Here is a 22979-nt window from a genome sequence, read left to right as displayed (position 1 = left end):
ACAGGGGCTTCGTGGCTCATGTTTCACGTGAAACAGTCACCGTTGTTTCACGTGAAACGGTCGGCGCGGTGCCTATTGGCTGGTCGGGCCGCCGAACAAGCCTCCGTTACCTCCGCCGTTACCGTTCCCGTTGCCTCCGCCATTGGTACCCGGGTCCACGGTGGGAGTGCTCGTCTCGCCCCCGGTGTCGCCACTCGTTCCGCCGGTGGTCGTCCCACCGTTGTCGTTGCAGTTGACGTCCCAGGGAGAACAGGGCTTGGTCGGAGTCGGGCTCGGGCTGTCCGACGGGGGAGCGGACTCGGTGGGAGTCTCCGACGGAGTCGCCGACGGGGTGTCCGACGGGGTGGGAGTCGGCGTCGGAGACGGCATACCGGCCTCGTCCGCCCGCTCGCCGAGCGGGATGGCGGCCGGGAACGGCTCCGGGGTGACGCCGTTCATCGCCTGCAGCATGTACTCGGTCCACACCTCGGTCGGCAGCGCACCACCGTGGATCGAGTCGAAGCCGCCGACTCCGTTCATGGACAGCTGGCGCGGGTTCTGCGCGTCCTCGCGGAACATCGTGATGGCCGTCGAGAGCTGCTTGGTGTAGCCGACGAACCAGGCCGACTTGTTCTCGTCGGTGGTACCGGTCTTGCCCGCGGCCGGCATGTTCAGCCGGTTGGCGTCCTTCGCGGTGCCGTTGTCGATGACGTTCTCCAGCACCTTGGTCACGTTGTTGGCGATGTTGGAGTCCATCGCCGTCTCCTGGCTGGGCTTCTCGAAGCCCGGCAGGTCCTCGCCCTCGCGCGTCACCTTGGTCACGGAGTACGGCTCCACCTTCGTGCCCGACGCGGCGAACGTCGCATAGGCGTCGGCCATACGAATCGCGCTCGGAGTGGAGGTGCCCAGTGCGAAGGACGGGTTGAGGTTCTTGTCGAAGCTGGCCGGCGAGATGCCCGAGAGCTGCGCCATCTCCTTGACCTTGTCCATCCCGACATCCATGCCGAGCTGCACGAACGGGGTGTTGACGGACTGCTCCATCGCCTTGACCAAGGAGATGTAGCCCCAGCGGTGGTTGCTCTCGTTCTCCTGGAAGAAGGGCGAGTTGTCCCGCTTGAGGACGTAGGTGCCGTCCGCCTTCTTCACCTTGAGATGGTCGTTGCCGTTGTACCGGCTGAGGGGCGAGAGCCCCTGGGGCTCGGTCGCGGGCACGCCGTACTTCATCGCCGCCGCGAGCACGAACGGCTTCCAGGTCGAGCCGACCGGCACACCGAAGGTGTCGGCGTTGTTGCTGAAGTGGCCCTTGTCATAGCCCTCACCGCCGTACAGAGCGACGATCTTGCCGTCTCCCGGTACCACGGAAGCACCACCGAACTGGACGTACTTGTCCTTCTCGCGCTCCTTGGGGTTGATGTACCGCTTGTGGACCTTCTTGACGGCGCCGGCGAGCTGACCGGTCTTCTTCTTGTCGAAGGTCGTCCGGATCGTGTAGCCGCCCTTGTCGAACTGGGCCTCGCTGATATCCCCGTGCTTCAGCACGTACTTCTTGGCGGTGTCCATCAGATAGCCGATCTGGCCGCTCTTGCTGGCCACCGGCTTGGGAGTGTTGGGCTTGGGGAACTTGGTGTACCTGGCCCGCTCGGTCTTCGACATGAGCTTGTTCTCGACCTCCCGGTCGAGGATCCACTTCCACCGCGCGGTGGCACGCTGGGTGTTCGCCTCCCGAGTGGCCCCCGGGCCGGTGCCGCCCGCCGGGTCGTACAGGTCGGCGCCCTTGAGCACGGTCGCCAGGAAGGCGGCCTCGTCCGGCTTCAGCTTGTCGGCGTTCTTGCCGTAGTACGCCTGAGCCGCCGCCTGGATCCCGTAGGCACCGCGACCGTAGTAGCTGGTGTTCAGATACCCCTGCAGGATCTTCGGCTTGTCCATCCGCCAGCCGACCTTGATCGCGATGAACAGCTCCTTGAACTTGCGATCGAAGGTCTGCTGCTGGTTCAGCATGGCGTTCTTGACGTACTGCTGAGTGATGGTCGAGCCACCCTGGGTCTCGCCGCCCCTTGCCATGTTGAACACGGCACGCGCGATACCCATCGGGTCGACTCCGGAGTCCGTCCGGAAAGACGCGTTCTCCGCCGCGATCGCTGCATTCTGCATCGACGGCGGAATGTCTTGTATGTCGATGTTCTGCCGGTTGGTCTTACCGTCGCGAGCCATGACGTCGCCATTGGCCCAGAGGTAGACGTTGTTCTGCGACTTGGCGGCGTCACTCTCGTTCGGCACGCTCACCAGGGCCAGCGCCACGCCGGAGGCGCCCACGATCAGGCCGGCGAAACCGATGACCAGGCTGGTGACCTGCTTCCACGACGGCACAAAGCGCCGCCAGCCGACCTTGTTGGCGCGCGGGTAGTCGATCAGACGCCGCTTGGCGGGCCTGCCGTCGCCACGCCCGCGGCCGCGGCCTCCCTCGGGACCACCGCCACCACCGCCACGGCGGCCTCCGCCGCCATGGCCGCCGGCACCGGAGCCCGCCATCGAGGCATCCGACACCCTCCGGCGACCGCCGCGCTGGGCAGCCCTGCGGGCCTCGGCCCGACCGCCCATCCGCGACTCGTGCCCGGAGGCGTCACCGTAGGGGTCGGGGCCGGCAGCGGAGCCACGCGAACGGGCGCCACGGCGCCCTGACGACTCTTGTGCGGCGCGTCGGGCCGCGGCACGTCCGCCACTCTGCGGCTGTGGCGGTTTGCGACGGTGCTCGCTCATGGAACGAATACTCCTCGGGCAGGCGCGCTATCTCGTCGCCTGAAGGCGGCAGTTGTCTTCAGGTCCCCCCGATGCACGGCCCATGCCAAAGGCGCGGGCCGCAATACACCGAGGACGGGGACGCTGGATATCGGCCCACGGTTCCCGGCAGTCTGCATGCCGCACAGACTACGCACGGCCAAAACCTCCCCAGTGTTGAAATTCACTCCAAATCAGTCAGGTTGCATCGCACGAATCGGTGATGTGACGCCGTTCACCGACTCCCCCCTTGTCCCCCTCCCGTGCCCGTTCTATCGTCTGGATGTATCGAGCCGATACATCAGCACGACATAAAGAACGCACCGGGCCTAGGAGGCGGAGGATGACCAGACGTTCCGGCATCCTCGAGTTCGCCGTCCTCGGCCTGCTCCGCGAGTCCCCGATGCACGGCTACGAGCTGCGAAAACGGCTCAACACCTCGCTCGGGGTGTTCCGTGCGTTCAGTTATGGCACCCTCTACCCGTGCCTCAAGGCGCTGGTCGCGAGCGGCTGGATCATCGAGGAGACGGACGCCGCCGCGGAGGGGGTTTCCGCCGCGGCTCTGACAGGGCGCCGAGCCAAGATCGTCTACCGATTGACCGCATCGGGCAAAGAGCACTTCGAGGAATTGCTCGCCCACTCCGGCCCGGATGCGTGGGAGGACGAGCACTTCGGCGTCCGCTTCGCATTCTTCGGCCAGACGTCGCGGGACGTGCGGATGCGGGTGCTGGAAGGCCGCCGCAGCCGGCTGGAGGAGCGCCTTGAGAAGATGCGCACCTCCTTGGCCAGGTCCCGGGAGCGGCTGGACGACTACACCCTCGAACTGCAACGCCACGGCATGGAATCCGTGGAGCGCGAAGTCCGTTGGTTGAACGAGCTCATCGAGAGTGAGCGCGCCGGGCGCGATCAGCGCGCACCGGGTCCCGCAGCGCATGACATGAAGAACCAGTCAGGAGATACGGGCGGCCTGCCCCGGCACCGGGGTGGTTCCCGGCCGGATCCGTCCGATTGACACCACCACATGAGGCTCTGCCGCGCAGGTCCTCATCGAGAACACAGGGAGCAACCGGAATGGGTTCGGTTCGCGTAGCCATCGTCGGCGTGGGCAACTGCGCCGCCTCGCTGGTACAGGGCGTCGAGTACTACAAGGACGCCGACCCGAAGAGCCGCGTGCCCGGCCTCATGCACGTGCAGTTCGGCGACTACCACGTGCGTGACATCGAGTTCGTGGCGGCGTTCGACGTAGACGCCAAGAAGGTCGGCCTCGACCTCGCGGACGCCATCGGCGCCAGCGAGAACAACACCATCAAGATCTGCGACGTGCCGAACGCCGGCGTGCAGGTCCAGCGCGGCCACACCCTCGACGGCCTGGGCAAGTACTACCGCCAGACCATCGAGGAGTCCCCCGAGGCCCCGGTCGACATCGTCCAGATCCTCAAGGACAAGCAGGTCGACGTCCTGGTCTGCTACCTCCCTGTCGGCTCCGAGGACGCCGCGAAGTACTACGCCCAGTGCGCCATCGACGCCAAGGTCGGGTTCGTCAACGCCCTCCCGGTCTTCATCGCCGGCACCAAGGAGTGGGCGGACAAGTTCACCGAGGCCGGTGTCCCGATCGTCGGTGACGACATCAAGTCGCAGGTCGGCGCCACGATCACGCACCGTGTGATGGCCAAGCTCTTCGAGGACCGGGGCGTCATCCTGGACCGCACGATGCAGCTGAACGTCGGCGGCAACATGGACTTCAAGAACATGCTCGAGCGCGAGCGCCTGGAGTCCAAGAAGATCTCCAAGACGCAGGCCGTCACCTCCCAGATCCGGGACCGCGAGCTGGGCGAGGACAACGTCCACATCGGCCCCTCGGACTTCGTGGCGTGGCTGGACGACCGCAAGTGGGCCTATGTCCGCCTTGAGGGCCGCGCCTTCGGCGACGTCCCGCTGAACCTCGAGTACAAGCTCGAGGTCTGGGACTCCCCCAACTCCGCGGGCGTCATCATCGACGCGCTGCGCGCCGCGAAGATCGCCAAGGACCGGGGCATCGGCGGCCCGATCCTCTCCGCTTCCTCGTACTTCATGAAGTCGCCGCCGGTGCAGTACTTCGACGACGAGGCGCGGGAGAACGTCGAGAAGTTCATCAACGGCGAGGTCGAGCGCTGACGCGCCCTCCGCGACCTCCCTCCGCAGGCCTCCGGGTATTCCGCCCGGGGGCCTGCGGGCTGTGTGAGGCTGTGCCTCATGCATGCTGTGCGCGACCTCCGCGTATTACTCCGGCTACGTGACTTCCGTTCGCTCCTCGCCGCACGGCTTCTGTCCCAGGCGGCCGACGGGGTGTTCCAGGTCGCGCTCGCCACCTACGTCGTCTTCTCTCCCGAGAAGCAGACCTCACCGGCGGCCATCGCCTCCGCCATGGCGATCCTGCTGCTGCCGTACTCGCTCCTCGGGCCGTTCACCGGCGTGCTGCTCGACCGCTGGCGGCGCCGCCAGGTCCTGCTCTACGGCAATCTGCTGCGCACGCTGCTGGCCATGGCGACGGCAGCGCTGATCGTGTCGAACGTCCCCGACTGGCTCTTCTACGCTTCGGCCCTCTCGGTGACCGCGGTGAACCGCTTCGTCCTGGCCGGGCTCTCGGCCGCACTGCCCCGGGTGGTCGACGGCGGACAACAGCTGGTCATGGCCAACTCCCTCGCCCCCACGGCCGGCACGCTCGCCGCGACGGCGGGCGGCGGACTCGCCTTCGCCGTCCGGCTGGCCGGCTCGGACGTGGACGCGTTCGTCGTGCTGCTGGCCGCGGCCCTCTACCTCTGCTCGGCGCTCACCGCGCTGCGCATGACGCCACAGCTGCTCGGCCCCGATCTCACCGACCGCCCACCGCATCTGCGAGAAGCCCTGCTGAGCACCGTACGAGGCCTCGCGGAGGGGCTGCGTCATCTCGCCGAGCGGCGCACCCCGGCCCGTGCGCTGGCCGCGATGACCCTCATCCGCTTCTGCTACGGAGCGCTGACGGTCATGGTGCTGATGCTGTGCCGGTACTCCTGGGCCGAGACCGAATCCGAGGGCCTGGCCCTGCTCGGGATCACCGTCCTGGTGTCGGGCGGGGGCTTCTTCATGGCCGCCGTCGTCACTCCGTGGGCGGTGGCGCGCTTCACCGCGTTCGGCTGGATCGCCTGCTGCGCCGCCATGGGCGCGGTGCTGGTGCCGGCGCTCGGCCTGTTCTTCACGCCGGGGCCGATGCTGGCCGCCGCCTTCATGCTCGGTCTCGGCACACAAGGGACCAAGATCTCCACGGACACGGTCGTCCAGTCCACGGTCGACGACGCGTTCCGCGGCCGGATCTTCGCCATCTACGACGTGCTGTTCAACGTCGCCTTCGTCGGCGCCGCCGCGGTCGCCGCCCTCATGCTGCCGCCGGACGGCAGGTCCACCGTTCTGCTGCTCATGGTGACCGTGATCTACGCACTCGTCGCCGCGGCAGTGGTGCGCTTGAGGCGCGGTTAGGCACCGCTTCCTCGCATGGTGGCGACCGGGCTCAGCGGCCGGGTGCGCGGACCAGATACCTTACGGGCGTCCTACACGAGCCTGTACACATCAAATATCGGGGGAGTTCCATGACCATGCCGCCTCAGGGCCCGAACCCATACGGCCAGGCGCCGTACGGGCAGAACCCGTATCCCCAGGCACCGCCGCCGCCCCAGGCTCCTTACGGTCAGCCGCAGGCCGGGTACGCCCACCCTCAGCAGCCACAGGCTCCGTACGGCTATCAGCAGCCGCAGCCGGGATACCCCGCGCCGCCGCAGCAGCCCTACATGCAGGGCGGTGCTCCCGTTCCGCCGCCGCGTCCGGCCAAGAATCGGTCCCCCAAGGCGATCCTGAAGGGTATCGGCGTCGTCTTCGTGCTGATCGCCTTCGCCTTCTTCTGGATCACCAGCCTGGACGACGCGGACAGCGCCGAGGTCGGTGACTGCGTGCAGAAGTCCGAAAGCTCGCTCGATGACGGCCTCAAGGTGGTGGATTGCGGCACCTCGGAGGCCCAGTACAAGGTGACCGCGGTGCACAACGACACCTCCGACCCCTCCGTCTGCCCTGCGGGGGAATCGGCGTACACCAAGTCCGTGCAGCGTCGTAAGCGCGCCGACACCCACATGGTGCTCTGTCTGACCCCGGCGAAGTAAAACGAACCGAGCACACGCCGGACAAGCCTTGGGGCGGTGTTTCACGTGAAACACCGCCCCAGCCTCATGCCATGTTTCACGTGAAACATGGCGGCCCACCGACCGCCTGTTTCACGTGAAACATCAGCCCTGCGTCGCCCACCACTCCTTCAGAGCGGCGATGGCGGCCTCCCGGTCCATGGGACCGTGCTCCAGCCGGATCTCCAGCATCTGCTTGTACGCCTTGCCGACCTCGGGCCCAGGGCGGATGCCCAGGATCTGCATGATGTCGTTGCCGTCCAGGTCGGGCCGGATCGCCTCCAGCTCCTCCTGCTCCTGCAGCCGCGCGATCCGCTCTTCGAGCCCGTCGTAGGCACGCGACAGCGCGGCGGCCTTGCGCTTGTTGCGGGTGGTGCAGTCCGAGCGGGTCAGCTTGTGCAGCTGCTCCAGCTGGGGGCCGGCATCGCGCACATAGCGGCGGACCGCGGAGTCCGTCCACTCTCCCGTGCCATAGCCGTGGAAGCGCAGATGCAGCTCCACCAGACGCGAGACGTCCTTGATCATGTCGTTGGAGTACTTCAGCGCGGCCATCCGCTTCTTGGTCATCTTCGCGCCCACCACCTCGTGATGGTGGAAGGAGACCCGGCCGTCCTTCTCGAAGCGCCGCGTCCTGGGCTTGCCGATGTCGTGCAGCAGGGCCGCCAGACGCAGGACCAGATCGGGTCCGTTCTCCTCCAGGTCCATCGCCTGGTCCAGCACCGTCAGCGAGTGCTCGTAGACGTCCTTGTGCCGGTGATGCTCGTCACTCTCCAGCCGCAGGGCCGGCAGCTCGGGCAGGACCCGGTCGGCCAGGCCGGAATCGACGAACAGCCGCAGCCCCTTACGCGGGTACCGCGCCAGGAGCAGCTTGTTCAGCTCGTCCCGTACCCGCTCGGCCGAGACGATCTCGATACGCTCCGCCATCGCCTTCATCGCGGCCACGACCTCGGGGGCGACCTCGAAGTCCAGCTGGGCGGCGAAGCGGGCGGCCCGCATCATCCGCAGCGGATCGTCCGAGAAGGATTCCTCCGGCGTGCCCGGCGTGCGCAGGACACGGGCGGCCAGGTCCTCCAGGCCGCCGTGCGGGTCGACGAACTCCTTCTGCGGCAGCAGGACCGCCATGGCGTTCACCGTGAAGTCCCGGCGGACCAGGTCATCCTCGATGGAGTCGCCGTAGGACACCTCGGGCTTGCGGGAGGTGCGGTCGTAGGCCTCGGAGCGGTAGGTCGTGACCTCGATGTCGAACGAGTCCTTCTTGCAGCCGACCGTGCCGAAGGCGATGCCGACCTCCCAGACCGCGTCCGCCCACGGCCGGACGATCTTCAGTACGTCCTCGGGACGGGCATCGGTGGTGAAGTCCAGGTCGTTGCCGAGCCGGCCGAGCAGTGCGTCCCGGACCGAGCCGCCGACCAGGGCAAGCGTGAACCCGGCCTCCTGGCATCGGCGGGCCAGGTCGTCCGCGACAGGGGAGACCCGCAGCAGTTCGCTCACTGCGCGCCGCTGCACATGGTTCAGCGCGTTCGTCGACTGCGGGCTCTGCTCGGCGTGCGGGGTGGGGAGGTCATTGTTGGCGTTCGGCACAACAGAACAGGGTACGTGGCCGCGCAGCGCGAAGCGTCACGTAATAAAGGGGACAGGCCGGTCATACGGCGGTCGGCACAGCGATCATGTGGAGCACTCCCCGGCACTCTGGTGCCGCAGGCCTCGTTACCATTCGTGGACGCACATTCCGACGACCACTGACGACGACGAGGGACGGACGAGCGCGTGGCCGAGGCGGCAGGGTTCCAGGTGACTGAACGGCCGCGTGGTCGATGGCTGCGAAGGACCGTGACGCTGCTCACTGGACTCCCCCTGCTCGTAGGACTGGTCCAGGTCCCGCACGCCCCCTCCGCGCAGGCGGCCCCGACCGGCTCCCGCACGGTCGACGTCACCATCGACTCGATGTCCCCCTCCGCTCCCGGCAAGAGCGACACGGTCACCGTCTCCGGCACGCTGACCAACGACGGCCGCAGCGCGATCACCGACGCCCACGTCGGAATGCACCGCGGCGACGCGCTCAGCAGCCGCAGCGCCATCGAGGCCGCGACGCATCGCAACGGCTACCTGCCGGGAGTGGACGGCGAGGAGGTCAAGGACCACCAGCAGAAGATCGACAAGCTGGAGCCCGGCGTCAGCCGCCCCTTCACCCTCAGCGTCCCGGTCAAGGACCTCGACCTCGATGATGACGGTGTGTATCAGATCGGTGTCTCGCTGTCAGGGCGCTCGCAGGCCTCGTCCTACGAGCAGGTCCTGGGAATCGACCGGACGTTCCTGCCCTGGCAGGCCGCCAACGCCGAGAAGAAGACCCAGCTCACCTACCTGTGGCCGCTGATCTCCTCCACGCACCTCACCGCCGAGACCGACGCCGACGCCCAGCAGACGCCGGTCTTCCGCAACGACGACCTCGCCGCCGAGCTCGCCCCCGGCGGCCGGCTGCAGCAGATGGTCGCGCTCGGCAAGAACCTGCCGGTGACCTTCGTCATCGACCCCGACCTGCTCGCGACCGTCGACGCGATGACCAAGTCGTACCGGGTGAACGGCCCGGACGGCCCGATGGGCAAGAACCAGGCGGTCGCCAAGCAGTGGCTGCACGAACTCGAGGAAGCGGTCACCTCGCACGAGGTGGTGGCGCTGCCCTTCGCGGACCCCGACCTCGCCTCGCTCGCCCACCACGGCAAGGGCGTGCCCAGCGCGCTCAGCCACCTCGGCCCGGCCACCGACCTCGCCGAGAAGACCGTGGACACGATCCTCGGCGTCAAGCCGCGTACGGACTTCGCCTGGCCCGTGGAAGGCGCGATCGACTCCTCCATCGTCGATGTCGCCACCTCGGCCGGTGCGCACAACGTGATCACCCGTAGCGACAGCCTGCGGGAGAACGGCGGACTGTCCTACACCCCGACGGCGGCCCGTCCCATCGGCGGCGGCAACACCGCCATCGTCGCGGACGCACAGCTCTCACAGACCTTCGAAGGCGATATGTCGAAGGCCGGGAACGCCACGCGCGCGGTCCAGGAGTTCATCGCCCAGACCCAGATGATCAGCCTCCAGGAACCGGACCGGCAGCGCAGCATCGTCGTCGCACCACAGCGGATGCCGTCGGTCAGCCAGGCCCAGGCCATGGCCACCGCGCTGCGCCAGCTGAACGAGTCCGGGCGCTGGACCACGCCGATACACCTCGGCGCCGCCGCCAAGGCCAAGCCCGACCCCACGGCCAGCCGCCGGGTGCCCAGCGGGGCCGCCTACCCGTCCTCGCTGCGCCGGCACGAGCTGCCCACCGAGGCCTTCCGCCAGATCCAGGACACGCAGTCCGAGCTGGACGACTTCCGGGTGATCCTGGCGCAGCCGGAGCGTGTGGTGACGCCGTTCGGCAACGCCATAATGCGCGAGATGTCGACGGAGTGGCGGTCCGATCGCTCCGGCGCCGCGAAGTTCCGCCACTCGGTGCGCAGCTACCTCGACGGCCTGACCAAGAAGGTCCACCTGATCCAGAAGTCGGACGCCACGCTCTCCGGGCGCAGCGCCACGATTCCGGTGACGGTCCAGAACAACCTGGTCCAGGGCGTCAAGGACATGACGCTGAAGCTGACCTCCTCCCAGCCCAACCGCCTGGACGCGGGCAAGCCGCAGCAGATCACGGTGGACGGCGGGCACAGCCAGTCGTTCAAGTTCAACACCACGGCCAACGCCAACGGCCGCGCGTGGGTGACCGCCCAGCTCTACACGTCGGACGGAAAGCCCTACGGTGGCCCCATGACGTTCCAGGTGAACGTCACGGAGATCACCGCCACTGTGATGCTGGTCATCGCGGGCGGTGTGCTGCTGCTCGTCCTCGCCGGAGTGCGGATCTACCTCCAGCGCAAGCGAGCCGCGGCCCAGCGCGCCGAGGACGGGTCGGACGGCGACGGCTCCGACGGCGAGGAAGGCACGGACGGCGACAGCGGCGGCACGGACGGCGACGCCCCCGAGCAGCCGAGTGACCCCAAGCCGGACACCGGTTCGGAAAGCTCCGACCCGTCCGGCTCAGGTGAGAAAGTGGACCGTTGATATATGGCGGGGCCGGATGGCCGGCGACGGATGAGGTGGGGCAGCGATGAATGCGCCGTACGACGGTGACCGGGGCCGGGGCGCCAATGGCGACCCCATGGGGCCGGTCCCTCCGACGCCCCCGTCCTCAGCGGACCATGATCCGTTTGTGCAGGACGCCTACCGCAACGGCCCGCACCGCGCACCGGACCCGATGGCCCAGGAGCCGGTGAGCGAGGCGCGCTACGACCGCGCCGCGCACCCCCCTGCACCGCCGGCGCAGCCCGCGCACCCGCTCTACCAGCAGCCGACCGCGAGCCGCCCCACCCCCGACGCACAGCAGTGGCCCGCGCCTGCGCCCTCCGAGTCGCAGGCCCCCGGCCGTGATCTTCCGTACGGCGACGATGCCGCGACGATGCAGTTCATGGGCCTCGACGAGCGGGGCGCCCAGGCCGCCGGCGACCGTCCGGAGTCCGACGCCTTCGCGCATCTCTTCCGTGACCAGCAGCAGCCCTACGAGCCGCAGCGCCCGGCACCCGCCGGCCCGCCTGCCGCGGCACCCGCTGCCGCCGCGGCACCCGCTCCGGAGGCCGTACCGCAGCAGCCCGCTCCGGTGCCGGCGCCCGCCCCCGTGGCGGCGGCCGGCAAGCCCTCCGGCGGCCGCGCCTCCGGCCTGCTCAAGTCCAGTGCGGTGATGGCCGCCGGCACGATGGTGTCCCGTCTCACGGGCTTCGTCCGCTCGGCGCTGATCGTCGCGGCACTCGGCGGCGCCGTGCTCGGCGACTCCTGGCAGGTCGCCTACCAGCTCCCGACGATGATCTTCATCCTGACCATCGGCGGCGGTCTGAACTCCGTCTTCGTCCCGCAGCTGGTGCGTGCGATGAAGGAGGACGACGACGGCGGCGAGGCCTATGCCAACCGCCTGCTGACCCTCGTCATCGTGGTCCTCGGCGTGCTGACGGTGCTGTCGGTGCTGGCCGCGCCGCTGCTGGTGAAGCTGGTCTCCTTCGACATCTCACGCGACCCCGCGGCCAACGAGGTCGCCGTCGCGTTCACCCGCTACTGCGTACCCACGATCTTCTTCATGGGTCTGCATGTGGTGATGGGGCAGATCCTCAACGCCCGCGGCCGCTTCGGCGCGATGATGTGGACCCCGGTCCTGAACAACATCGTCATGATCGCCACCTTCGGCCTGTTCATCTGGGTCTACGGCACGGCGAAGACCTCGCACATCGGCGTCACCACCATCCCCGACGAGGGCATCCGGCTCCTGGGCATCGGCACCCTGCTCGGGCTCGTCGTCCAGGCGCTGGCGATGATCCCCTACCTGCGCGACGCCGATTTCCGGATCCGGCTCCGCTTCGACTGGCGCGGCCACGGCCTGGGCAAGGCCGCCAAGCTCGCCAAGTGGACCGTGCTGTTCGTGCTCGCCAACCAGGCGGGCGTCCTCGTCGTCACCCAGTTGTCCACCTGGGCCGGCAACACCGCCAACCAGCAGGGCCACCCGGGCACCGGCTTCATCTCGTACGCCAGCGCCCAGCTGATCTGGAACATGCCGCAGGCGATCATCACCGTCTCGGTCATGGCGGCGCTGCTGCCGCGGCTGGCACGGTCCGCCCACGACGGTGACACCGGAGCCGTCCGGGACGACATGTCGCAGGGCCTGCGCACCTCCGCCGTCGCCATCGTCCCGATCTCGTTCGGCTTCCTCGCGCTCGGCATCCCGCTGTGCACGCTGGTCTACGGCTCGTCCGGCGCCGGCATCCCGATGGGCTACATGCTGATGGCCTTCGGTGTGGGCCTGATCCCGTTCTCGGTGCAGTACGTCGTCCTGCGCGCCTTCTACGCGTACGAGGACACCCGCACCCCCTTCTACAACACGGTGATCGTCGCCGCCGTCAACGCCGCGGCCTCCGGGCTCTGCTTCCTGATCCTGCCCGCCCGCTGGGCCGTGGTCGGCATGGCGGCCTCCTACGGCCTGGCGTACATCATCGGCGTCGGCGTGGCCTGGCGGCGGCTGAGCAAGCGGATGGACGGCGACCTCGACACCGCTCACGTCGTGCGGACGTACGCGCGGCTGGCCGGCGCCAGCATCCCGGCGACGATCGTCTCCGGAGCGGTGGTGTACGGCATCATGCAGACGCTCGGCAGCGGATTCCTCGGCTCGCTGGCCGCGCTGATCGCCGGCATCGCCGCACTTCTGGCCGTGTTCTACGTCGCCGCACGCAAAATGCGCATCGAGGAAATGAACGCCCTGGTCGGCATGGTCCGGTCAAAGCTTGGGCGTTGATTGAGCACAACCATCGACTGCCACCGTGTGTCGTGCATAGTGGCGGACTGTGGGCACAATTGTCTTGGCTCATTGAGCCTGCAACGGATGGGGAGGCAGGAACGACGGTGGCGGAACGGAGCACGGCTGCCGTCGACGTGGCCGACACGAGCGGTGAGGAACCGCTGACCGCCAAGGCGGGTAAGGCCACGGACGACGGTGCTAAGGCCGAAAAGGTATCCGGCGGGGAACAGGACGCCGCACGCACCGATGATCAGCGTGCCCAGGCGACCGAGGCCCAGCCACCGGAACTGCACAGCGGCCACAAGCTCGCCAGACGCTACCGACTCGAGGAGTGCGTCACCCGTCTGGACGGATTCAGCAGCTGGCGTGCGGTGGACGAGAAGCTGCGGCGGGCCGTCGGCGTGCATATCCTGCCCGCCGACCATCCGCGGGGCCGGCCGGTGCTCTCCGCCGCCCGTTCCTCGGCGCTGCTCGGCGACCCCCGATTCGTCCAGGTCCTGGACGCGGTCGAGGAGAACGACCTCGTCTACGTCGTCCATGAGTGGCTGCCGGACGCCACGGAACTCACCACCGTGCTCGCCAACGGGCCGCTGGAGCCGCACGACGCCTACCAGCTCGTCAGCCAGGTCTCCCAGGCCATGGCCGCCGCGCACCGCGAGGGCCTGTCGCATCTGCGGATCACCCCCGGTTCGGTGCTGCGCACGGAATCCGGGCAGTACCGCATCCGGGGCCTCGCCGTCATGGCGGCGCTGCGCGGCATCACCTGCGAGCACCCGCAGCGCACGGACACCGAGGCGATCGGCGCGCTGCTGTACGCCGCGCTGACCCAGCGCTGGCCGTACGAGAACGACGCCCACGGCCTGACCGGCCTGCCCAAGGGCGTCGGGCTGATCGCACCCGACCAGGTGCGTGCCGGGGTCCACCGCGGGCTCTCCGAACTGGCCATGCGGGCCCTGATCAACGACGGCGCCACGGCTTCCCGCCAGGAGCAGCCCTGCACCACCCCGGAGGAGCTGGCCAAGGCCGTTGCGGCCATGCCGCGTATCCGGCCTCCGGAGACGGCGTTCAGCACGCCGCCGCCGTATCAGCGCACGGGGTACCAGCAGGGCAACTACCGGCAGTCGTCGGCGCACAACGGCCAGGGCGCCCGGCAGACCCAGCCCGTTCCCACGCCTCCGCCGCCGCTGCAGAGCCGCACGGGCCGGGCGCTGAAGTGGTCCGTCTCCGCGCTGCTGATCGCGGCGCTGGGGCTGGGCAGCTGGCAGCTCGCGGACACGCTGCTGAAGCGGGAGAACGACGAGGACGACCCCGGGAACTCGCAGACGGGCGGCGGCCAGGCGAAGAAGCCGACCGGCAAGCCTCTCGCGATCACGGGCACCACAGAGTTCTCGCCCCTGGCCGAACCCTTCTCAGCAGCGCAGGCGCACAATGCTACGGACGGCGACCCGAGTACCGCCTGGGTGACAGGTCGGTTCAGGGGCTGGGCGAACTTCGGAAACCTGCCGTCGCGCGCAAACGGCAGCGGCATCATCGTCGACCTCGGACGCGCGAAGGACATCTCCGGGATACAGGTCAGCATGTATCGGCCGGGCCAGACCGTGGAAATCCGCGCAGCGGCGCCTTCCGCAACCGACCCGACGAAGCTCGACGATTTCTCACGGCACCTCTCCAAACCGGAGAAGGCCGGTGATCGGCTGGATGTGAAACTCGACCAGCCGGTGCGGTCCCGCTATGTACTGATCCGCGTCACGGAACTTCCCAGCGATGGGGAATCGGATTGGTTCCGGGGAGGCCTCTCAGAAATCAAAATTTCCGGCTGAAGCTGCGGACAGCTCGTCTCCCGCACCCGCCGGTGCCTTCGCCTACGGCACGAGGGCCTGCCGATGACTCGGCGGGCCCTCGTGCCGTGTGATGCTCAGCCGCGTCCCTGGGTGTCCTGGGCGACGACGAAGTCCGGCCAGGAATCCGTCGGCCGCTGCTTGCGCTGCTTCCACGTGAGGAATTCCAGAAGAATTCCACGCGAGCAGTTTTGGCGCGAAAGTCAGCCAACATCACCGCGCGAAGCAGGCCATGCCAAATCTGCGCAACAAACAACCGGAAGGGTGGCTAGAAGGCGACACCTGCGCAGCTGCCATGCCGAGAAGGAAAAGTACCTGTGCAGCCTTCAGAAATCCCAGGGACGAGATCGCGCGCCTACGAATACCTGGCACTTCTCCCGACGGCTGCCTACCATGCGGTGTACGAGGTTGCTGCCAGCCCGTGGACTCATCACGTTGCGGTGCGGCGGGTCGACGATCTCCGGTTTGTGACAGGGTCAAGGTTCCGAGGGTTCAGCCGCTGGGCAAGGGGGGTTTGGATGGGTGTGCTGGACGACTCTGGTGATCAGGACCTGCTCGCCCGCCATGTCGCCGGCGACCCCGACGCCTTCGGGGAGATCGTCCGACGACACCGTGACCGGCTCTGGGCGGTGGCACTGCGCACCCTGGGGGATCGCGAGGAAGCCGCCGACGCCGTCCAGGACGCCTTGGTCTCCGCCTATCGTGCGGCCCACACCTTCCGCGGCCAGTCCGCCGTAACGACCTGGCTGCACCGCATCACGGTCAATGCCTGTCTGGACCGAGCTCGTAAGACCGCCTCCAGGCGCACCTCGCCCGTCGCCGAGACCGAGCGGTTGGAGCAGCTGCTGGAGCCCGAGGAATCCGCCGCCACTCCCGCCGAGCGCCAGGATCTGCACCGGGAGCTGCTGAATGCGCTGCGCACGCTCCCGGAGGAGCAGCGCGCCGCTCTCGTCCTCGTCGATATGCAGGGCTACCCCGTCGCGGAGGCGGCCGCCATCCTCGATATCCCGACCGGGACGGTCAAGAGCCGCTGCGCACGAGGCCGTGCCCGGCTCCTGCCTTTGGTCACCCATCTGCGCGCTGACGGCGGGGGTAGCGAACCCGCGAGCCGGGGAAGGAACCGGGCGCAGGGGACATCCGTCCCACCGACGGCAGGGCCGAAGGACACAGGTGCCGTGAAGGGCGGAGGTGGGTGAGCGTGACGTCGACGACCGGCACGGGTGAGCACCCGGAGGTCTCTGAGATCTCCGACCTCACGGACGGGCTGCTCCCCCCCTCGCGCACCGCGGATCTGCGCGACCACCTCGCCGCCTGCGCGCTGTGCGAGGACGTCTTTGAGTCCCTGGAAGAGATCCGGGGGCTGCTGGGCACGCTCCCCGGTCCGGCGCGGATGCCGGCCGATGTCGCCGGGCGCATCGATGCCGCCCTTGCCGCCGAAGCGCTGCTGGACGCCACCGCTCCTGGCGCCGAGGGGCATGTTTCACGTGAAACAGCCACCACGCGGGTCGCTGTTTCACGTGAAACCAACGTCGAGTCCCCCGCTCGAGGAACGCCGTCCACCCGGCCAGCCGGGCGGCCTCGGGGCGCCTCCGGGCCGGGCCGCCAGACACCAGGCGGTCGCTCGTCCCGTTCTCGCCGCTGGCCGCGGATTCTGCTCGGCACCGCGGCGGCCGCCGCGATCTTCAGCTTGGGTGGCCTTCTGCTCCAGAACGCCGCCATGGACAGCACTCAGGGGCACCACCAGGACCGGTCCACCGCGACCACCGAGAAGAGCATGAACGGCGCGGCCGCCCTCACAGCGGCCAGCCTTGAATCACATGTTCGCGATCTGCTGGCGTCCAAGGGCTCGCACAAGTCCCCCGACGTCGGCGCTCAGAGCCTCCCAGAGACCCCGCTGCGGGGCAGTGCCGGCACCATTCCGTCCTGTGTCCGCCAGGGCATCGGACGCCCCGAAGCGCCGCTCGCGTCCAGCCACACCCGCTATCAGGGCAAGGACGCCTTCCTCGTCGTACTGCCGGATCCGACCGATCCACGGCGGGTCTCCGCGTATGTCGTCGCCTCCTCCTGCGTCTCCGCCACGCCGCCGGCTCCCGGAAAGATCCTGCTGTCGCACTCGTACCAGCGAGACTGAGCGACGAGAAGTGCGCTGTGACACTCCGGGAATGCTCGCCCCGTAGGATCCGTTGGGTGGGGTGAGAGTTCCCCGAGCCCCAGCAACGCAGTCGGCAGAGACAAGGAAGACACCCGTGAGCGACGTCCGCAACGTGATCATCATCGGCTCCGGGCCCGCGGGCTACACCGCAGCGCTCTACACCGCCCGCGCGTCCCTGAAGCCGCTCGTCTTCGAAGGTGCCGTCACCGCCGGAGGCGCGCTGATGAACACCACCGACGTGGAGAACTTCCCCGGTTTCCGCGACGGCATCATGGGGCCGGACCTCATGGACAACATGCGCGCCCAGGCCGAGCGCTTCGGTGCCGAACTCGTGCCGGACGACATCGTCGCGGTCGATCTCTCCGAAGAGATCAAGACGGTCACCGACACCGCAGGAAACGTGCACCGCGCCAAGGCAGTCATCGTCAGCACCGGCTCCCAGCACCGCAAGCTCGGCCTGCCCCGCGAGGACGAGCTGTCCGGTCGCGGTGTCTCCTGGTGCGCCACGTGCGACGGGTTCTTCTTCAAGGACCAGGACATCGCCGTCATCGGCGGCGGCGACACCGCGATGGAGGAGGCCACCTTCCTCTCCCGCTTCGCCAAGTCGGTCACGGTCGTCCACCGCCGTGACACCCTGCGGGCCAGCAAGGCGATGCAGGATCGTGCCTTCGCCGACCCGAAGATCAAGTTCGTGTGGGACAGCGAGGTCGCCGAGATCCACGGCGAGAGCAAGCTCTCGGGTCTGACGCTGCGCAACATCAAGACCGGCGAGACCTCCGAGCTCCCCGTCACGGGCCTGTTCATCGCGATCGGCCATGACCCGCGGACCGAGCTGTTCAAGGGCCAGCTGACTCTCGACGACGAGGGTTACCTCAAGGTCGACGCGCCCAGCACCCGCACCAACCTGCAGGGTGTCTTCGCCGCGGGCGATGTCGTCGACCACACCTACCGTCAGGCGATCACCGCGGCCGGCACGGGCTGCTCCGCCGCCCTCGACGCCGAGCGCTTCCTCGCCGCACTGTCGGACGGCGAGGCGACCGCCGAGCCGGAGAAGACCCCCTCCGCCTGACCCGCGCACCCAGCTTTCCCAACACCCACTCAATAAGGAGATTGCCATGGCCGGCGCCACGGTGACCGTCACGGACGCCAATTTCGAAGAGGTCGTCCTCAACAGCGACAAGCCCGTCCTCGTGGACTTCTGGGCCACCTGGTGCGGCCCGTGCCGCCAGATCGCCCCGTCCCTGGAGGCCATTGCCGCCGAGCACGACGAGATCGTCATCGCCAAGCTGAACACCGACGAGAACCCGGCGACCACCGCCAAGTACGGCGTCATGTCGATCCCGACGATGAACGTCTACAAGGGCGGCGAGGTCGTGAAGACCATCGTCGGCGCCAAGCCGAAGGCCGCCATCGAGCGCGACCTGGCGGACTACCTCGCCTGAGTCACACCGCTTGTTTCACGTGAAACGGGCCCGCCCTCATCGAGGGGGCGGGCCCGTTCTCCGTTTCACGTGAAACAGACCGCCTACAGCGGTCGCAGTGCGGGTTCCTTCTGGACGGCTCCCAGCAGACGGTCGAGCGCCAGCTCCACATCTTCCTTCCACGAGATGGTGGTCCGCAGCTCAAGGCGCAGCCGCGGAAAGCGGGGGTGGGGCCGTACGGTCTTGAAGCCCACCGCGAGAAGATGATCTGCGGGCAGTACACATGCCGGCTCGGACCAGCGAGCGTCGCCGAACGCCTCGATGGCCTTGAACCCGCGCTGGATCAGATCCTTGGCGACCGTCTGCACCATCACTCGCCCCAGCCCCTGCCCTTGGAAGCCGGGAGTCAGCCACGCCGTCAGCAGCTGCACCGCATCCGGCGACACCGGACTGGTGGGAAAGGCCATGGAGCGCGGCACATAGGCCGGCGGGGCGTACATCACGAAGCCGGCGGGCACCTCGTCGACATAGACGACCCGCCCGCAGGATCCCCACTCCAGCAGTACCGCCGAGATCCAGGCTTCCTTCTCCAGCTCGGGACGTCCCGCCTTTACCGCAGCCTCGCCGCTGACGGGGTCGAGCTCCCAGAAGACACAGGAGCGGCAGCGCTTGGGGAGATCCGGAAGGTTGTCCAGCGTGAGCGGTACGAGCCGACGGCCCATGAAACCAGGTCCTCACTTCTCTCACCTGCCGCACCACGGAGCGCCGTCAGCGCTGCCTGCTCCCTGAGCAGACCACCAACGAACCCCCCGACGGCTGCGAGGCCGAACCCAGCTGCCAGCAGTCCGGTGCGGCTCACCGATCGCATGGCCCTCTCCTCGCTGTGAGGTGTCTCCACGTGGATCCGTGCCATACCCGAACGCATCGTATCCACCCTTTACGGGCACCGGTAGCGCGTGAGAGCAAAGGGCGGGCCGTGTTCCGGTATGGATTCCGGAACACGGCCCGCCCAGCTGCCGACAGTGTCAGCTCACTCTTCCTCGTTCTTCTCCTCGGCCAGCGTCTGGCCCAGGACAGGCCCCTCACCGGGGGCGAGAGTGCCGAGGATCCGCTCGAGATCTTCTATCGAGGCGAACTCGACGACGATCTTGCCCTTCTTCTGACCCAGGTCGACCTTCACCCGGGTCTCGAAGCGGTCGGACAGACGGGAGGCAAGGCCGGTCAGCGCGGGCGATACACGGGTACCGGCACGCGGCCCCTTCGCCTTGCTCGCGCTCTTGGGCTCCGAGCCCATCAGCTTCACGATCTCCTCGACCGTGCGCACCGACAGCCCCTCCGCCACGATGCGGTACGCCAGGTGGTCCTGCTCCTCCGAATCCTCCACGGCGAGCAGGGCGCGGGCGTGTCCCGCGGAGAGCACGCCCGCGGCGAGCCGGTTCTGCACGGACGGCGAGAGGTTCAGCAGACGCAGCGTGTTGGAGACCTGAGGACGCGAGCGCCCGATCCGGTCGGCCAGCTCGTCATGCGTGCACTTGAAGTCCTTCAGCAACTGGTCGTAGGCGGCAGCCTCTTCCAGCGGGTTGAGCTGCGCCCGGTGCAGGTTTTCCAGGAGCGCATCGAGGAGCAGCTTCTCATCGTCGGTGTCCCGGACGATGGCGGGAATCTTCTCCAGGCCGGCCTCACGGGACGCCCGCCAGCGGCGCTCGCCCATGATGAGCTCGTACTTGTCCGGCGCCGTCTGACGCACCACCACCGGCTGAAGCAGGCCCACCTCCTTGATGGAGGTGACCAGCTCGGCAAGCGCGTCCTCGTCGAAGACCGTTCGCGGCTGGCGCGGATTGGGCTTGATCGCGTCCAGCGGCACCTCGGCGAAGTGCGCGCCGACGACCGCCGACAGGCCCTCTGCCGATGCCTCGGTCCCGGCCGCCGCTTCCGTTTCACGTGAAACACCGTGCGCCGGCAGCGACGCCACCTTGGCGGCCGCCACTCCTCGCTCCGGGGCCAGCACCGGTACCGACGACGGTGATGTCGCCCCCTGTCCCACCGCAGGCCCGATGTTGTCCGTGCTCTGCGGTGCCGCGGGGATCAGCGCACCGAGCCCACGGCCCAGGCCTCTACGTCGTTCGCTCACTGATTCCCCTCCGAGATGCTGTGCTGTGCTTCGTAGTTGACGCTGAGGCCTTGGCCCCCGGTCTGCGGGACGCCACGGAACGCGATCTCCCGGGCCGCTTCGAGATAGGAGAGCGAGCCACTGGATCCCGGGTCATAGGTGAGCACGGTCTGCCCGTAACTGGGTGCCTCGGAGATGCGCACCGAGCGGGGAATGCTCGTACGGAGCACCTCGTGGCCGAAGTGGTTGCGCACCTCGTCGGCGACCTGGGAGGCGAGCCGGGTGCGCCCGTCGTACATCGTGAGCAGGATCGTCGAGACATGGAGCTGGGGGTTGAGATGGCCCCGCACCAGATCGACGTTCCGCAGCAGCTGGCCCAGTCCCTCCAGCGCGTAGTACTCACACTGAATCGGGATCAGCACCTCGGCGCCGGCGACCAGAGCATTGACGGTCAGCAGGCCGAGCGAGGGCGGGCAGTCGATGAAGATGTAGTCCAGCGGCTGTTCGTACGCCTTGATGGCCCGGTCCAACCGGCTCTCCCGTGCCACCAGGGAGACCAGCTCGATCTCGGCACCGGCCAGGTCGATCGTGGCGGGAGCACAGAACAGCCCCTCCACATCCACGACCGGCTGCACCACGTCGGAGAGCGGCTTGCCCTCCACCAGCACGTCATAGATCGACGGCACTTCGGAGTGGTGGTCGATCCCCAGCGCCGTCGATGCGTTGCCCTGAGGGTCGAGGTCGATCACCAGAACCCGTGCCCCGTGCAGGGCCAGCGAGGCCGCCAGGTTCACGGTCGTGGTGGTCTTGCCCACCCCGCCCTTCTGGTTGGCAACCACCATGACCCGAGTCTGTTCAGGCCGGGGCAGCCCCTCACCCGCGCGGCCAAGTGCCTCCACCGCAAGCTGAGCTGCACGACCGATCGGGGTGTCGTCCATCGGGGGCGGCGTTTCACGTGAAACGTCGTCCCCGAACGACTCGCTACGGGGACCGGGGACCGGATCGGTCATCGGTCCCGCGATGTTGGCGTCGGACCGCAAGGATTCACTCTCCTCGACATCAGGCTCGCAATGTTCAGAGCCTGCCATGCTTTCGGTGTCGCGAACCAGTGAGGTCCGTTCTCCTGTGGACGAATCCACATCTGTGGATACTTCCGTGACCCTTGTGGGCTTACGGTCGCGCGGCGCGGCGGCCGCACGACCGCGGCCGATGATCCCTTGCAGCAGAGAACGACGTTTCACGTGAAACACGATGCCAGTGCCGCGCCCGAATGAGCCGCGACACTCCGTCTTGGGTGGTTTTGATGGCGTTTATGGAATTAACCCGTTCCCCTATTTCGCGGAACGGGACATCCCTCACATCAATGCCGGCCTGTTCCGCGCCGGCACGGGAACATCAGCGTCGGCGCCCCCTCGACGCACGGCTGACGCGGGCCGCCTTCGCCCGCTTGGCCGCGAAGCGCACACCGCCGGGGCTCTCGCCCACCTCGACCCGCACCACGGTGGTCGGCGGATCCACGACGCCCTCGCCCACCTGCACCACCGAGGTCTCCACCACACCGAGCTTGCTCAGCGCCGCCCGGGCGCCCTTGAGCTCCTCCTCCGCGGCATCGCCCTTGAGCGCCAGCATCTCGCCGTAAGGGCGCAGCAGCGGAACGCCCCAGCCGGCGAGCCGGTCGAGCGGCGCGACGGCGCGCGCGGTCACCACATGCACCTGGGGAAGCTTGCCCATGACCTCTTCGGCCCGCCCCCGCACGACGGTGACATGGTCGAGGCCGAGCAGCTCGACGACTTCCTGGAGGAAGTTCGTCCGCCGCAGCAGCGGCTCCAGGAGCGTGATCTTCAGATCCGGGCGTACCAGCGCCAGCGGGATACCGGGCAGCCCGGCCCCCGAACCCACATCGCACACCGAGACGCCCTCGGGCACCACCTCGGAGAGCACCGCGCAGTTCAGCAGGTGCCGCTCCCACAGCCGCGGCACCTCACGCGGGCCGATCAGCCCTCGCTTCACACCCGCGTCGGCGAGCAGTTCGCCGTACCGCACGGCCTCCGGATAGCGCTCGCCGAATACCTCCTGTGCCGCCTTCGGCGCAGGAGGGAGCTCCGCTGCTGCCTCCGTCACGGGAACCGCCCTTCCTCTGGACTGCTTTTCCTGCCGGGAAC

17 protein-coding genes are annotated in these 22979 nt (G+C 68.2%); 11 read left to right on the top strand and 6 right to left on the bottom strand.

Annotated features, from left to right (window positions below):
• Nucleotides 1–72: 72 nt before the first annotated feature.
• On the bottom strand, nucleotides 73–2736 hold the full coding sequence (locus WAB15_RS21250; RefSeq protein WP_407287193.1) for a transglycosylase domain-containing protein: 2664 nt from the start codon (nucleotides 2734–2736) through the stop codon (nucleotides 73–75).
• A gap of 361 nt (nucleotides 2737–3097) precedes the next feature.
• Between WAB15_RS21250 and WAB15_RS21245 the strand changes: the two genes are divergently transcribed.
• From WAB15_RS21245 to WAB15_RS21230, 4 genes are all read left to right on the top strand, one after another.
• Nucleotides 3098–3766, top strand: a complete 669-nt coding sequence (locus tag WAB15_RS21245; RefSeq protein ID WP_399145838.1) for a PadR family transcriptional regulator — start codon at nucleotides 3098–3100, stop codon at nucleotides 3764–3766.
• Between the two features lie 59 nt (nucleotides 3767–3825).
• Nucleotides 3826–4908, top strand: a complete 1083-nt coding sequence (locus WAB15_RS21240) for an inositol-3-phosphate synthase (protein WP_399145839.1) — start codon at nucleotides 3826–3828, stop codon at nucleotides 4906–4908.
• Between the two features lie 78 nt (nucleotides 4909–4986).
• Nucleotides 4987–6246 (top strand): MFS transporter, encoded by a 1260-nt coding sequence (locus WAB15_RS21235; RefSeq protein WP_407287192.1) that lies wholly within the window; start codon nucleotides 4987–4989, stop codon nucleotides 6244–6246.
• Between the two features lie 110 nt (nucleotides 6247–6356).
• Nucleotides 6357–6920 carry a hypothetical protein gene (locus WAB15_RS21230; protein WP_399145841.1) on the top strand — a complete coding sequence of 188 codons (564 nt, stop codon included), beginning with the start codon at nucleotides 6357–6359 and terminating at the stop codon, nucleotides 6918–6920.
• Between the two features lie 123 nt (nucleotides 6921–7043).
• Here the strand turns inward: WAB15_RS21230 and WAB15_RS21225 are convergent, their stop codons facing one another.
• On the bottom strand, nucleotides 7044–8519 hold the full coding sequence (locus WAB15_RS21225) for a CCA tRNA nucleotidyltransferase (RefSeq protein ID WP_407287191.1): 1476 nt from the start codon (nucleotides 8517–8519) through the stop codon (nucleotides 7044–7046).
• Nucleotides 8520–8768: 249 nt separating this feature from the next.
• Between WAB15_RS21225 and WAB15_RS21220 the strand changes: the two genes are divergently transcribed.
• The 7 genes from WAB15_RS21220 (at nucleotide 8769) to trxA (ending at nucleotide 18728) form a co-directional block, all read left to right on the top strand.
• Nucleotides 8769–11024, top strand: coding sequence for a DUF6049 family protein (locus WAB15_RS21220; protein ID WP_407287190.1), 2256 nt, complete (start codon nucleotides 8769–8771; stop codon nucleotides 11022–11024).
• Nucleotides 11025–11070: 46 nt separating this feature from the next.
• Nucleotides 11071–13293, top strand: a complete 2223-nt coding sequence (murJ, locus tag WAB15_RS21215) for a murein biosynthesis integral membrane protein MurJ (protein ID WP_407287189.1) — start codon at nucleotides 11071–11073, stop codon at nucleotides 13291–13293.
• Between the two features lie 107 nt (nucleotides 13294–13400).
• Nucleotides 13401–15116: a protein kinase family protein gene (locus WAB15_RS21210; RefSeq protein WP_407287188.1), complete on the top strand. Its 1716-nt coding sequence runs from the start codon at nucleotides 13401–13403 to the stop codon at nucleotides 15114–15116.
• A gap of 536 nt (nucleotides 15117–15652) precedes the next feature.
• Nucleotides 15653–16330, top strand: coding sequence for an RNA polymerase sigma factor SigM (gene sigM, locus WAB15_RS21205; protein ID WP_407287187.1), 678 nt, complete (start codon nucleotides 15653–15655; stop codon nucleotides 16328–16330).
• Between the two features lie 2 nt (nucleotides 16331–16332).
• Nucleotides 16333–17265: an anti-sigma factor family protein gene (locus tag WAB15_RS21200; RefSeq protein ID WP_407287186.1), complete on the top strand. Its 933-nt coding sequence runs from the start codon at nucleotides 16333–16335 to the stop codon at nucleotides 17263–17265.
• A 115-nt stretch (nucleotides 17266–17380) separates the two neighbouring features.
• Nucleotides 17381–18355 (top strand): thioredoxin-disulfide reductase, encoded by a 975-nt coding sequence (gene trxB, locus WAB15_RS21195; protein WP_399145848.1) that lies wholly within the window; start codon nucleotides 17381–17383, stop codon nucleotides 18353–18355.
• Nucleotides 18356–18401: 46 nt separating this feature from the next.
• Entirely contained in the window at nucleotides 18402–18728 is a 327-nt protein-coding gene (gene trxA, locus WAB15_RS21190) for a thioredoxin (protein WP_393485761.1), read from the top strand.
• Between the two features lie 83 nt (nucleotides 18729–18811).
• Here the strand turns inward: trxA and WAB15_RS21185 are convergent, their stop codons facing one another.
• The 4 genes from WAB15_RS21185 to rsmG all read right to left on the bottom strand — a co-directional run bounded on the left by WAB15_RS21185 (nucleotide 18812) and on the right by rsmG (nucleotide 22938).
• Nucleotides 18812–19429 carry a GNAT family N-acetyltransferase gene (locus tag WAB15_RS21185; protein ID WP_393485760.1) on the bottom strand — a complete coding sequence of 206 codons (618 nt, stop codon included), beginning with the start codon at nucleotides 19427–19429 and terminating at the stop codon, nucleotides 18812–18814.
• A gap of 308 nt (nucleotides 19430–19737) precedes the next feature.
• A complete protein-coding gene (locus WAB15_RS21180) occupies nucleotides 19738–20838 on the bottom strand; it encodes a ParB/RepB/Spo0J family partition protein (RefSeq protein ID WP_407287185.1) in 1101 nt (366 codons plus the stop codon).
• Entirely contained in the window at nucleotides 20835–21905 is a 1071-nt protein-coding gene (locus WAB15_RS21175) for an AAA family ATPase (RefSeq protein WP_399146093.1), read from the bottom strand. The genes WAB15_RS21180 and WAB15_RS21175 overlap by 4 nt, the downstream gene beginning before the upstream one ends.
• A gap of 307 nt (nucleotides 21906–22212) precedes the next feature.
• Entirely contained in the window at nucleotides 22213–22938 is a 726-nt protein-coding gene (gene rsmG / locus WAB15_RS21170; protein ID WP_399145850.1) for a 16S rRNA (guanine(527)-N(7))-methyltransferase RsmG, read from the bottom strand.
• Between the last annotated feature and the right edge of the window lie 41 nt (nucleotides 22939–22979).

It is taken from the genome of Streptomyces sirii (genome assembly GCF_045690365.1).
GTDB classification, from domain to species: Bacteria; Actinomycetota; Actinomycetes; order Streptomycetales; family Streptomycetaceae; genus Streptomyces; species Streptomyces sirii.
The sequence above is the reverse complement of the archived record's forward strand: the minus strand, read 5'-3'. Positions and strand labels throughout refer to the sequence as shown.

What these genes read in the sequence shown, in the direction of transcription:
- WAB15_RS21250 (WP_407287193.1), bottom strand. Translation starts at nt 2,736, where the DNA reads ATGAGCGAGCACCGTCGCAAACCGCCACAGCCGCAGAGTGGCGGACGT.
- WAB15_RS21175 (WP_399146093.1), bottom strand. Translation starts at nt 21,905, where the DNA reads ATGGCAGGCTCTGAACATTGCGAGCCTGATGTCGAGGAGAGTGAATCC.
- WAB15_RS21230 (WP_399145841.1), top strand. Translation starts at nt 6,357, where the DNA reads ATGACCATGCCGCCTCAGGGCCCGAACCCATACGGCCAGGCGCCGTAC.
- WAB15_RS21235 (WP_407287192.1), top strand. Translation starts at nt 4,987, where the DNA reads ATGCATGCTGTGCGCGACCTCCGCGTATTACTCCGGCTACGTGACTTC.
- murJ (WP_407287189.1), top strand. Translation starts at nt 11,071, where the DNA reads ATGAATGCGCCGTACGACGGTGACCGGGGCCGGGGCGCCAATGGCGAC.
- WAB15_RS21245 (WP_399145838.1), top strand. Translation starts at nt 3,098, where the DNA reads ATGACCAGACGTTCCGGCATCCTCGAGTTCGCCGTCCTCGGCCTGCTC.
- WAB15_RS21185 (WP_393485760.1), bottom strand. Translation starts at nt 19,429, where the DNA reads ATGGGCCGTCGGCTCGTACCGCTCACGCTGGACAACCTTCCGGATCTC.
- sigM (WP_407287187.1), top strand. Translation starts at nt 15,653, where the DNA reads ATGGGTGTGCTGGACGACTCTGGTGATCAGGACCTGCTCGCCCGCCAT.
- WAB15_RS21240 (WP_399145839.1), top strand. Translation starts at nt 3,826, where the DNA reads ATGGGTTCGGTTCGCGTAGCCATCGTCGGCGTGGGCAACTGCGCCGCC.
- trxA (WP_393485761.1), top strand. Translation starts at nt 18,402, where the DNA reads ATGGCCGGCGCCACGGTGACCGTCACGGACGCCAATTTCGAAGAGGTC.